This is a genomic window from Luteibacter sp. UNCMF331Sha3.1, assembly GCF_900109915.1.
GTDB lineage: Bacteria > Pseudomonadota > Gammaproteobacteria > Xanthomonadales > Rhodanobacteraceae > Luteibacter.
In genome coordinates, this window is record NZ_FOBU01000001.1 from 1126251 (window position 1) to 1138317 (window position 12067).

Annotated in this window: 13 protein-coding genes; 8 read left to right on the forward strand and 5 right to left on the reverse strand. The window is 67.6% G+C overall.

Annotated features, from left to right (window positions below; translation table 11 throughout):
• The first annotated feature begins 19 nt into the window (after positions 1-19).
• On the forward strand, positions 20-250 hold the full coding sequence (locus BMX32_RS04935; protein ID WP_089975178.1) for a hypothetical protein: 231 nt from the start codon (positions 20-22) through the stop codon (positions 248-250).
• Positions 251-437: 187 nt separating this feature from the next.
• Here BMX32_RS04935 and BMX32_RS04940 read toward each other — a convergent pair whose 3' ends face one another.
• From BMX32_RS04940 to BMX32_RS04960, 5 genes are all read right to left on the reverse strand, one after another.
• Entirely contained in the window at positions 438-1379 is a 942-nt protein-coding gene (locus BMX32_RS04940; RefSeq protein ID WP_170843563.1) for a hypothetical protein, read from the reverse strand.
• Positions 1349-1864 carry a hypothetical protein gene (locus BMX32_RS04945; RefSeq protein WP_089975183.1) on the reverse strand — a complete coding sequence of 172 codons (516 nt, stop codon included), beginning with the start codon at positions 1862-1864 and terminating at the stop codon, positions 1349-1351. The genes BMX32_RS04940 and BMX32_RS04945 overlap by 31 nt, the downstream gene beginning before the upstream one ends.
• Positions 1865-2211: 347 nt before the next feature.
• Positions 2212-3138 (reverse strand): M14 family metallopeptidase, encoded by a 927-nt coding sequence (locus BMX32_RS04950; RefSeq protein ID WP_089975186.1) that lies wholly within the window; start codon positions 3136-3138, stop codon positions 2212-2214.
• A gap of 64 nt (positions 3139-3202) precedes the next feature.
• Positions 3203-4573, reverse strand: a complete 1371-nt coding sequence (locus tag BMX32_RS04955) for an OprD family outer membrane porin (protein ID WP_089975189.1) — start codon at positions 4571-4573, stop codon at positions 3203-3205.
• 110 nt (positions 4574-4683) lie between these two features.
• On the reverse strand, positions 4684-5547 hold the full coding sequence (locus BMX32_RS04960) for a YicC/YloC family endoribonuclease (protein ID WP_089975190.1): 864 nt from the start codon (positions 5545-5547) through the stop codon (positions 4684-4686).
• Positions 5548-5625: 78 nt separating this feature from the next.
• Here BMX32_RS04960 and rph point away from each other — a divergent pair, with 78 nt between their 5' ends.
• The 7 genes from rph to BMX32_RS04995 all read left to right on the forward strand — a co-directional run bounded on the left by rph (position 5626) and on the right by BMX32_RS04995 (position 12007).
• Entirely contained in the window at positions 5626-6357 is a 732-nt protein-coding gene (gene rph / locus BMX32_RS04965) for a ribonuclease PH (protein WP_089975192.1), read from the forward strand.
• Positions 6354-6863: a GNAT family N-acetyltransferase gene (locus BMX32_RS04970; RefSeq protein ID WP_089975194.1), complete on the forward strand. Its 510-nt coding sequence runs from the start codon at positions 6354-6356 to the stop codon at positions 6861-6863. The genes rph and BMX32_RS04970 overlap by 4 nt, the downstream gene beginning before the upstream one ends.
• Positions 6864-6866: 3 nt before the next feature.
• Positions 6867-7460 carry an RdgB/HAM1 family non-canonical purine NTP pyrophosphatase gene (gene rdgB / locus BMX32_RS04975; RefSeq protein WP_089975197.1) on the forward strand — a complete coding sequence of 198 codons (594 nt, stop codon included), beginning with the start codon at positions 6867-6869 and terminating at the stop codon, positions 7458-7460.
• Entirely contained in the window at positions 7457-8614 is a 1158-nt protein-coding gene (gene hemW / locus BMX32_RS04980) for a radical SAM family heme chaperone HemW (protein ID WP_089975199.1), read from the forward strand. Before rdgB ends, hemW begins: the two co-directional genes overlap by 4 nt.
• A gap of 125 nt (positions 8615-8739) precedes the next feature.
• Positions 8740-10986 carry a DUF1631 family protein gene (locus BMX32_RS04985; RefSeq protein ID WP_089975201.1) on the forward strand — a complete coding sequence of 749 codons (2247 nt, stop codon included), beginning with the start codon at positions 8740-8742 and terminating at the stop codon, positions 10984-10986.
• A complete protein-coding gene (locus BMX32_RS04990; protein WP_089975204.1) occupies positions 10983-11330 on the forward strand; it encodes a PilZ domain-containing protein in 348 nt (115 codons plus the stop codon). The genes BMX32_RS04985 and BMX32_RS04990 overlap by 4 nt, the downstream gene beginning before the upstream one ends.
• 62 nt (positions 11331-11392) lie before the next feature.
• On the forward strand, positions 11393-12007 hold the full coding sequence (locus BMX32_RS04995; protein WP_089975206.1) for a hypothetical protein: 615 nt from the start codon (positions 11393-11395) through the stop codon (positions 12005-12007).
• Positions 12008-12067: the final 60 nt, after the last annotated feature.

Here is a 12067-nt window from a genome sequence, read left to right on the forward strand (position 1 = left end):
GTGCGATCGAGGCATGGTCATGTACGTCGCCAACACTCTCAAATCGCTGAGCTACTACCCACACCAGGTGCACTTCGAAACGGTGCGCGATGTGGACAACATCCGGCGCCATAACTGGTCGCCGGGCTACTACGAAGACGACGACGGTTCGCTGGATCATCATCTCGCGAGCCCCGACGACGGCACGTCGGTCGACGATCCGATGTCGCCGGCCACCATCGAGGGCAATCGCGACGCCGTTTCCGCGTAGGCTGGCGTCACCGTCATCCGCGAGGCTCACGGCGAGGTCTGACGCCCCAGATCCGTGTTGTAGACAACCCCACCCTTCATGACGAACGCGACCCGTGCCAGCGACCCGATATCCTTCGTCGGGTCGCCGGACACGGCGACACGGCCTCGTCAGCGAGCGATCGTGTAGTCAGGCAGCAAACCTATGTTCACCGCACGCGCTTCGACGGCTTCATGGCAGCCAGAAGATCGGATGCGGAGTCGTCACCCCATCCCGAAAACGAATGAGCCAGCGTACCGCTCTTGAAGACATGAATCGTCGGCATCCGTGTGAAGTCGACGCCCGACCATGTCCGGTTGTCGTACGCGATCGTCGCCGGGAACATCGGAAACTGCCTGTTCCAGTCCAGAAGTACTTCCTTGTCCAACTCCGCCCCACTCATCAGCCATACCGTGCGCATGCCCGATAGAGCTTTGAGCACCGCGCCGTTACCAGCAATGCTGCGTGCGGCGTCCTCCGCGAAATGGCACCCAATCACTATCACGACGTAATCGCCGCTCGCGGGCAGCGCCACGTTGGAAAGGCGCAGTTCGCCCGACTCGGACAATGAGTATCCTGCGGGAGACGATGTATCGATGTCCGGCGTCGCGTCGAACCCCGTGAGATCGGCGAAGTCGTGACCCTTGTATCGCTTCCTCAAGATATCCGCGGCCGCGAACCGCCGCATGACAACAAGTCCTTCGTGATAGGCATCGATCTCGCTGTCGGCGATCGACCCACGCCGGCTCATCTCGTCCAGCGCACGCCCCATCGCCCCGAGATAGAGGGGGCGACCCTCGTAATCTCCGGTCTGCGCGAAGAAATTCATGATGCCTAGCACCTTGAACGTTCTTCGCAATTCGTCGTCGCCGACCTCGATGAGGTTCTCTAAACGTGGCGCGAAGGATTCCGCAAAAACACGACGAAAGGCCGCGCTTTTGTCCGCCACAGGCGTATGCGCCATCCTTATGCTCGACACCCTCGACCACAGGTCCGGAGAGCTCTCGCCCGCCATCGCCGTGAATGGCAAGAGAATCGCGATGCAGAAGATTCGTGCAAGCGCGGCCTTTCCCATCCCGATCAGCGCCTGACCTTGCAGAGGTACGAGCAACGAGAGCCTTCGAGCGGCTCACAGTAGCCACTTCCGTGGCCAGGTCCAACGAGGCAGGCCTGGCTTAGTCGAGTCACTGGCTGCGCCCTGCCAAGACGGCCTTCGACATAGTGGTCGGCTTCCGACGCGACCGAACGGTGGGCGATCGACGACGCGTCGGATTGCAGACCAAAGAGTGCAAGAATGGCGTAGATATCCGAGGAGGCCATTCCCTCGAGCTCTACGACCGAGTAGGAACCAAGGCCCGCCGGCGAAAAAACCAGCGAATCAAGAAAAGATTTCATCTTCGATTCGCCCATCGTGTGAATCGGCGAGTCCGGGGTGACGGCGAGATACGCGTCGAGCTGAGACTTCGAATGGATGGGTGCCAGCCTGGCATCCATCGCCGCTTCGACCGACGGATAGCCATCGAGCGAGACTTCTTTCGCCGCCACGCTAAAGCTGCAGATGGATAGGAGCGCCGCGAGCGCAATGTTGTATTTCATACGTCCTCACAAAGGCAGATTGCCGTATCACGATCGGAACGCCGACCGCCTCTGATAAGGATGAATGGCCCGTTGTCGAGGTCCTATAGGCAACGGCGGATGCTGAAGCGGACTCGGCCATGTCGTCGCGTGCGCAATTCCCTACTCAAAGCGCGCCGTGCGACGTCGTGGGCCGCTTGCCGACTCCCGATAGATCACCACCCCTTGCCTGCTGCCGCCCTCGACGCGACGGGTAGATCCGAATACATCGACCGGATCAGGCCACAACGCGGGGCCAGCATGGACAACCGGCCGCTCGCGTCGAGGCAGGCAGCCGGGTCAAGGTGGCCGCGCAGCGGCCTTCGTCTTCAGCCGTTCGGATGCGCCAGCGCGAAATCGATCGCCGCGCGGATCGCCGCCACCTGCGCATCGTTGCACTGCTGCGGCGTGGCGCGCGGACTGTCGGGATAGACCTCGGTCGTGGTCACGTATCGCGCGTTCGTGATGCCGGCACAGAGACCCAGCGACTTCAGCGGATATTCGATCACCCCCGGTGCGACGACCGGCGAGCCGATGATCTCGCCATGGGCGTCGGCCGGCGCGATATGCGTCACCTTCGCCACGGCCTCGATGATCGCCTGCTGGAACGCCGGCTGCGGGTTCTCACTGTCGTCGACGAGGTAGAACCCATCCGGGATTTCGCCCGGCTCGTAGGCCTTGCCATCGCGCGCGGCAAGCGCCGGACGAAACTCCGACTCGTCGGAATCCGTGGTCTCGTGCAGGTCGATGTGCATGACCGTGCTGTCGCGCAGCGGCGCCAGCAGCGCGACCAGCGCGGCGGATTCGCCGGACGGGCTACCCTCGCGGAAGTTCCGGTTCGGATCGATCGCATCCGGATTCCAGCGATGGATGCGCTCGTAGGCCCAGGGGCTCACGCACGGCACCACCAGCACATTGGCACGGCCGGCATAGTCGTCGCCGTGATCCCGCAGGAACTGCAACGCACCGTGCACGCCGCTCGTCTCGTAACCGTGCACGCCTCCCGTCACCACCATCGTGGGCAACGCGTCGTTCCAGCCGCGGCTACGCACGGCGAGAAACGGATAGCGGGTGCCCTCGTAAGTCACCGATCCGTACTCGACGACGTCGAAACCGTCCCGCATCGCGTCGATCGCGACGACGACATCGTCGGCGTGGCTGCGCTGCTTATGCTGCCGCGAGCGCCAGGCTGCGATTTCCGCGGAGCCCCAGGGCTTTCCGGGCGTGCCGATGGGGTACGAGGCGTGCTGGCTCATGGCGACTCACTGGGATGGGCAACGGCAGGCACTCTAGCATCCGCGCCGCTCCCGCCCCAGCGGGTCAGAACGTGTAACTGATCATCAACCGGTTGTTCGTCCAGGAGCGGCCGCCCGGGTTGAGATTGTTGGTACCGCCCACCGTGTGTTCCCAGCGGTCGCGCAGCTGGAGCCCCTTCAGCACCTTGTCGAGTTTCCAGATGACGTCCATGTACAGGTTGTGGCTCACGCCGCGCAGCACGGTGTCGTAACGCGCGTAGGCCGCGGCGACGACGAGGTCGTCGTGAAACAGCGCGTATTGGGCGCGCGCCTTCCATGCGGTACCGGGGCCCAGTTCCACGAGGCCGCGCAGCATCGACGTGGTGTAGAGGGGATCCGTCGCGTAGCTGTTCGTATAGGGCGAGATGATCGCCCCCGCACCCGTCGCGTTCCGGTCGCTGTCGAGCTTGTTGTACGCGACGTCGAATTTCGCCTTGCCGATGCCGACGCCGGCATCGACGCCCCACGCCGATGCGTCGACGCGTTGGCCCGCCACCCCGGTGATGGGCGTGTGCGTGCCGACGAGGACGTTGCCCGAGCCGCTGGTCTCGCGCACGACCTGGGCACCGAGGAACGGTTTGAACGCGCCCACGTCCGCGAACGTGTACATCCCGTCCACGTAACCCATCCGGCCGAAATGCTCGAAATCGTAGTACCAGGCCTGGGCCTTGAACGACTTCGAGGCGTACGTGCCGCCTATGGCCGTGGTGCCGTCCTGCGAGCGTGCCGACGGCGGAAGCGCGCCGTTGTTCCCGTACATGTTGTCGCCGTGGTACGTCGAGGGGTAATAGACGTTATCGTCGTTGTAGCCGTCCGACGTGCGGCTCTTCCAGCGCAGGGTGCGAATCGCATAAATGTCCCAGCCTTTCGCCGGCCGGAAATCCACCATCGCACCCTGGTAGGACGCCGGGACGACGCGCGAATCGGACTGTCCCATCCAGGGCGTGTTGAGGTACTGGTCGCCCGCGCGCACCGTCACCCAGGGATTCGCGTATTCGACGAACGCCTGCGTGAACCCGTCGATGGTGTTGCCCGGACCCATGAGCGACGTATCGATCCGACCCACGTCGTGCGACTGGGTGCCGAACGAATGCGCCGAGAACCCGGTCGCCACGGCGCTGAATCCGCTCACGCTGCCGCTGCGCACGGTAAGCAGGCCCGTCAGCGAATTGGCGAACTGGTCCTTGCTGGACGGGTTGTCGTAGTCGCGGTCGAACCGGTAGAGCCTGACCTCACCGTTGACCTTCGCGTCGGCGAAGAAATCGTCGGCATGCACGCCGGCGACCACGCCCGCGAACAGCAGCGCGCCGACGAGGCCCCGGCGCATGGAGGCGCGATGGCGTGGCAGCGTGTGACCGCCGTGGTGGCGCGAAGCGCGCAGAGGGATGAAAGTCATGAGGTAGCGAGTCCGGTCCGAAAGGAAGCCCGTGCGGCGCCGGGCGAATCGTCACCGGCATTGTCTACGTCATGCCCCCGCCGCGATTGATCGTTCTTGCCCGAAACGCGTCACTCGATGTTCTGCACCTGCTCGCGCATCTGCTCGATCAGCACCTTCAGCTCGACGGCCGCGTTGGTCGTGCGCGCATCGACGGACTTGGAGCCGAGCGTGTTCGCTTCGCGGTTGAATTCCTGCATGAGGAAGTCGAGGCGACGGCCCACCGGCTCCTTCAGCGCGAGCACGCGACGTGCCTCGCTGATATGGGTGGCCAGGCGGTCGAGTTCTTCGTCGACGTCGATGCGCGTGATCTGCAACACCAGCTCCTGCTCCAGGCGGCCGGGATCGACCGGCTGGCGGACATCGGCGAGACGGCTTTCGAGGCGGGCACGGAGCGCCGTGCGGATCTCCGGGAGCCAGGTGCGCACGTCGCCGACGATCTTTTCGATGCCATCGAGGCGATCCCGCAGGATCTCGCCGAGCTTGGCGCCTTCGCGGCCGCGGGTGTCGCCGAGCACGCCCAGCGCACGATCGAGCACGTCGAGCAGAGCCACCTGCAGGGCGTCGGCGTCGGTTTCCGGCTGCTGCATCACGCCGGGGAAGCGGAGCAGCTCGGTGAATTCGATGGTCATGCGCGGAAAGCGCTGCTCGAGGTCGAGCGCCAGTTCGGACAGCCGGGACAGCGCCGTCCCGTTGATGCGCAGGCCTTCGCCGGCGCCAGCCTCGGAGCGCAGGCGCACCGTGACGTCCACCTTGCCGCGCGAGAGCCGCTGGGCGATCCGTTCGCGCAGCGCGCTTTCGAAGCTGCGCAGGTCGTCGGGCAGCCGGGGGCTGATCTCGAGGTAACGGTGGTTGACCGTGCGGAGTTCGCAGGTCAGCGTGCCGGACGGGCCCGTACTCTCGGCGGAGGCGTAGGCGGTCATGCTGCGGATCATCGGTTGCCTCGCTCGCGCGTGGAGGAAAGGCCGCAATGGTAAACTGACCCACCGCCCGCGCCCAAATCAGGCCCCCACATGACCCTTTCCCGCCCGAGCGGCCGCGCTGCCGACCAGCTGCGCGCCGTCAGCATCGAACGCCACTACACGCGCCACGCCGAGGGCTCCGTCCTCGTGTCCTTCGGTGACACCCGGGTGCTGTGCACCGCCTCCGTCGAGGAGCGCGTACCGCCGTGGCTGCGCGGCAAGGGCGAGGGCTGGGTCACCGCCGAGTACGGCATGCTCCCCCGCGCCACCACCGACCGCACGCAGCGCGAAGCCGCGCGCGGCGGCCAGGGCGGCCGCACGATGGAGATCCAGCGCCTGATCGGCCGCTCGCTGCGCGCCTGCGTCGACCGCGCCGCCCTCGGCGAGCGTGTCATCACGCTCGACTGCGACGTCATCCAGGCCGACGGCGGCACGCGCACGGCGGCGATCACTGGTGCCTACGTCGCACTGGTCGACGCGGTGGCCACGCTGACCAGGCGCAACGCCATCAAGCGCAACCCGATCCTCGGCGCCATCGCCGCGGTGTCGGTGGGCGTCTACAACGGCGTGCCGGTGCTCGACCTCGACTACGCCGAAGACTCCAACTGCGATACCGACATGAACGTCGTGATGAACGATGGCGGCGGTTTCATCGAAGTGCAGGGCACGGCCGAGGGCCACGCCTTCCGCCGCGACGAGATGAACGCCATGCTCGACCTGGCCGCCAAGGGCATCGGCGAACTGGTCGCCGCGCAGCGCGCGGCGCTCGAGTCCGCGCCGTGACGTCCGTCCGCGCCGCCGCGGCCGCCGATCTCGACGCGATCCTGGCCGTGCATCGGGCGGCCTTCGGTCGCGACACCGAGGCCGACCTGGTGCGCGATCTCGTGGCGGCGGGTCGCGACACGATCAGCCTCGTCGCCACCGACGAAACCGATGCCGTCATCGGCCATGTCCTGTTCTCGCCCGTCACGATCAAGGAAGGCGACGACGGAAAGGCGCTCGGCCTCGCGCCGGTGGCGGTGCTTCCCGAGCACCAGCGCCTCGGCGTCGGCCACGCGCTGATCGAGGAAGGCATCGGCGCGTGCTTCGTACGCGACGCGCGTGCCATCTTCGTGCTCGGCTCGCCGGCCTATTACGCGCAGTTCGGCTTCAGCAAGGCGTCGGCGCACGACCTGTTCGACGTCTACGACGGCGGCAACGCCTTCCAGGTGCTGGCGCTCACCGTGGACGGCCTGGCCGGCTACAGGGGCTGCGTGCGCTACGCACCCGAATTCCCGGCGGGCAGCTGAGCGATGCGTATCGTCCTGGCCTCCGGCAACGCCGGCAAAGTCGTGGAACTCGAGCAACTGCTCGAGGGTTCGGGCGTGCAGCTCGTGGCGCAGACGTCGCTGGGCGTCAGCGACGCCGAGGAGACCGGCCTCACCTTCGTCGAGAACGCGCTGATCAAGGCGCGCCACGCGGCGCGCGCCACGGGCATGCCCGCGCTCGCCGACGACTCCGGCATCTGCGTCGACGCACTCGACGGCGCACCCGGACTCTACGCGGCGCGTTACGCGGGTACGCATGGCGACACGGCCGCCAACAACGCGAGGCTCCTGCGCGAGCTCGACGGCGTGCCCGCCGGGCGTCGCACGGCCTATTTCATCGCGGTGCTGGTGCTGCTCCGCCACGCGGACGATCCGGCGCCGCTGATCGCCGAGGGCCGCTGGCATGGCCGCATCCTCGACGCGCCGCGCGGCGCCGGTGGATTCGGGTACGACCCGCTGTTCCTTCCCGACGGGTTCGACGTATCCGCCGCGGAACTGGACTTCGCCCTGAAGAACCGCCTGAGCCATCGTGGTCAGGCACTCGACCTGCTCAAGGCACGTCTCGCCGGATTCGCATGACCCTCGTTCCGCCGCCGCTTTCCCTTTACGTGCATATGCCGTGGTGCGTGCGCAAATGCCCGTACTGCGACTTCAACTCGCACGGCCTGCGCGGCACGCCGGACTATCCGGCGTACGTCGACGCGCTGCTCGCCGATCTCGACGCCGACCTGCGCGATTTCGGTGACGCGGCGCATGGACGCCCCATCGAGACGGTCTTCTTCGGCGGCGGCACGCCCAGTCTTTTCTCGCCCGAGCTGGTCGGCCGCTTCCTCGACGGGGCACGCGAGCGCCTGCCGTTCGTCGACGCCGCCGAGATCACGCTGGAGACCAATCCGGGCACGGTGGAGCATGGCCGTTTCGACGGCTACCTCGCCGCGGGCGTGAACCGCATCTCGTTCGGCGTGCAGAGTTTCGACGACGACAAGCTGCGCCGCCTCGGCCGCATCCATTCGTCCACCGAGGCTACCGATGCGGTACGTCAGGCGCAGGACGCCGGCATCGGCAACATCAACGTCGACCTCATGTACGCCTTGCCCGAGCAGTCGCTCGAGGGCGCGCTGGACGACGTGGAACGCGCCATCGCGCTGCGACCGACGCATGTCTCGCACTATCAGCTGACGCTCGAACCGAACACGGCGTTCGCCGCCAACCCGCCGCCGCTGCCCGACGACGACGCGGCATGGGCGATCCAGGAAGCCTGTGAGGCGCGCCTGGCCTCGGCGGGCTTCGGTCAGTACGAGGTCTCGGCGTACGCCCGTCCCGGCCGGCGCTGCGCGCATAACCTCAACTACTGGCGCTTCGGCGACTACCTCGGCATCGGTGCCGGCGCCCACGGCAAGATAAGCGACGCCGCGGGCGTCCGCCGCCGCTGGAAAACGCGCCTTCCGGCCGCCTATCTGGCCGCCGCCGGTCGGCCCGCCCGGATCGGCGGCGACAACCGCGTGGCCGCCGACGACCTCCCCTTCGAGTACATGCTCAACGCGCTGCGTCTGATCGACGGCGTGCCGGCGACGGACTTCGCGGAGCGTACCGGCCTTCCCGCCGCGTCGATCGCGGGGGCGCGGGAAAGCTGCATCGCCCGGGGCTGGCTGGTCGACGATCCCGACCAGCTGAAGACCACGCCACTGGGCCAACGCTTCCTCAACGACGTGATCGAAGCCTTCATGGCCTGACGCGGGCCGTTCGCGCGCGTCGCCTAGTCCAATCGCACTAAGCCATAAGCGGGTCGTGTCGACGCTGGCGTCGCCGTGGCCCGCCCACCTAAACTTACGATCGAGGTCGGGGAGGACCTGAACGAATGAGCGCAGGCACGCAGCCGCCGTACGGCCGGACGGGACCGCATCCCGTCGCCCTGTCGCCGCGTGCGGAACGCGAAGCGCAGCAGGGTCTGTCGCTGTGCCTGACGTGGCTCGACATGCCGCTGCGCGAAGCGCTGCGCGACTTCGATCACCGCCTCTTCTCGGCCGCCGAGAGCAGCCGCAACCATCTCGAACAGCAGGCCTGTTTCGAAAGCCGGACGATCGTCGAGCGCGATGGGCCGGGTTTCCGCAACCGCTTCGCCGCGCACCTGTCGGAGCGATTCCGTAGATTGGGCGAGATCGGCGAGACGAAGCCCGTCGCATCCGCCGAGCACCTGACCCTGTCGCTCGTGGATCCGGAAGAGCAGGAGCAGACCGACGCGCTCGCCAGCATGGCGGCCCGCGGCGAGGCGCGCAGCGCCAGCAGCCTGTTCGAACTCGGCTACCGCCTGGCCGTGCTGGCGGGCACCCCGCCGCTGGAAGGCGAGGCGCTGCCTGCCGGCCCGCGCGCCCTGACGGCGGCGTTGCAGGCGGCGGTGCTTCCCATGCCGTTGTCCATCGCTCACCGGCTCGTGCTGTTCCAGTCCATCGACGCGCACGTGCTCGTGCATGGCGAGGCGTTCTACGGCGCACTCAACGAGCACTACCGCACACGCGGCATCCTTCCCGGCTTCCGCGTCTATCCCAACGTGCGCATCGCGACGCCCCCTGCCGGCGACCGCCGCGCGAAGGGTGCCGAGGGTGGCGAGTCCGCCGGGGGCGTTGGTGGCGTCGCGGGTGGCGGGTCCGGCACCGGTGCGGCAGGTAGCGGCGTCGGCGGCGCGGCGATCGACGGCCACATCGGCGTGCTCGAAGGCCTGCGCGCCCTCCTCGCCTCTCGCGTGGAAACCGGCCGCGGCGCGGGTTTCGCACCGGGTCGCCTCGCTTCGGAAGACGAACTGCAGACCGCCCTGTTCGCGCTGCAGGGACACGTCACCGACGTCACCGACGCGGCGCAACGCGAAATCCGCAGCGCGCAGGCGCTGCGCGACGAACTGCTCAACCAGCTCAATCAGGGCCGGCCGGCCGGCTCGCCGCCCGCCGAACTGACCATCGAACAGGGCGACACCGTCGAACTGACCGCGCGCCTGTTCGAAAGCCTCGGTCACCAGCTCGCCGTGAGCAGCCCCGGCCGCGCGGTGCTCGGCGGCCTGCAGTGGCCGATGCTGCGCGCCGCGGTGAACGACCGCGGTTTCTTCGACCAGGCCGAACATCCGGCGCGGCAGCTGTTGGACACGGTGAGCGAAGCCGCCCAGCACTGGCTGGATCCCAACGAAGGCGAGCCCGACGCGGCGCTGGTGGATCGCCTCGAGCGCCTCGTCGTCGAAGCCAGCCACGCGCAGGTCATCGATCCGACCTGGCGCGCCGACATCGAACAACAGATCGCGCTGCTCTCGCGCAAGGCGCACGTCGCCGAGCGACGCCAGATCGAAGCGATGGAAGGACGCGATCGCCTGGAGCGTGCGCGCCAGCGCGCCACCGAGATCATGGGTGAGCGCATGGTCAAGGGCACGACGCCGCGCGGTGTGCTGCGCATCTTACTGGAGCGCACCTGGGCCGACGTGCTCGCGCTGCACATCCTTCGTGGCGGCGAGAATGGCGAGGCGTTCCTGTATTGCCTCGGCATCACCGACCAGTTGCTCGGCCGGCGCCCCATCGTCGACGGCAACAAGCTCCGCCAGGACGTGGAGCGCGGCCTCGAACACCTCGGCATGCATCCGTCGGAAGCCGCGCAAGTGGCGGCGGGCGTGTTCGAGCCGACGGATCGGCAGACCGACGAGGGCCTCACGTCCACCGACGTCGCGGTGCGCCTGAAGCAGCGGCCGCGCCTCGGCGAAGGCACCGCGCACGGCGAACCCGTGGTGCCCGTCGTGCCGACGCCGCTCGACGCTTCCGCGCAGGCGATCCACGATGGATTCGCCAGTCTGCGCTTCGGCACGTGGTTCGAGTTCGTCCAGCCCGACGGAAGCATCGCGCTACGCAAGCTCGCCTGGTTCTCGCCGACCACGGGCCGCTGCCTGTTCGTGAACCAGCGCGGCGCGCGCACGGAAGACATCGATCTCACCCGCCTCGCCCGTCTCATCGCGACCGGCGAAGCGCGCGAATGGAAGGAACAGCGCATGTCGATCGTCGATCGCGCATGGAAGGCCGTGGCGCGCAACCTGCGCCGCGAGGGTATCCGCGAACGCATGGCGGGCCACGCATGATCCGCGACGCCGAACAACGCCGCGCACCGCGCAAGCGCGCCACCGCGCCCATCGCGGTGAAGAACTGGTTCACCGAACAGGAGATCGGCCAGCTCGGCAACCTGTCGGCCACCGGCGTGATGCTGCTGCTCAAATCGCAGCCTCGCGACGGCGCCGTCTACCAGGTGGTCTTCACATTGCACGACGCCCACCACAGGCAGCATCGGGTCGAAATCGGCATCCAGGAACAATGGCACGAACCGGCGGCGTCCAACGGACAGTTCTGGGCCGGTTATCGCATCGTCGCCGCCAGCGAAGACGACGTGCGGGCCATCGACGAATGGATCGGACCACCCGCGGACTGACTGAACGGAAGGCGCGCAGCATGCTTTACGATGAACCCCACGGAGGGTCACCATCGCTCATCATGAGCGATGCCACCACCATCCTGGTCGACACCGATCTCGAGCGCGACGACGCCGCCGCGGCCGCGATGGATCTGTACCTGCACCTCGTCGGCGACGGCATCATCGCCGCGCATCCGAGCGGCGACGAAGAAGCCCGCTTCCGGGTGCTCGACGAGCGCTTCGTCGCCGACACCGGCATCGTGGCCATCGGCCTCCATGCGAGCGGCCATCGCTGGCGCGAAGACGGACGTGGTGGCGCGGAACTCGTCGACGGCGGCCGTGAAAACGGGATCTTCTGTCGCTACGACGGCAGCTTCTCCATCCGCTGCCCCGAATGCGGCGACCGCCTCTCGCCCGGCGACGACGGCAGCGAGGCGCTGGAGGAAGCGCTCGCGGTCTGGTGCGACGCGCCCGATTCCGCCTACGTGGCCTGCCCGTCCTGCGCGACCTGGACCCCGCTCCATCTCTGGCGGTCCCCGGAGCACGACTTCGCTGTGGGCCATTACGCCATCACCCTGTACGGCGCCCACCTGAAGGGCCTACTGGGCCAGGCCAACGCACACGCCGCGACCGCCCTGCGCCATCGCCTCGGCGATCTCGCCGGCGATTACACGGTGGTTTTCGCCAAAGCCTGACCGGCACGAGGCCGCCGCACTGGCGGTGCCGCTGCAGCCGGGCCGCCCGCCGCGACGTCC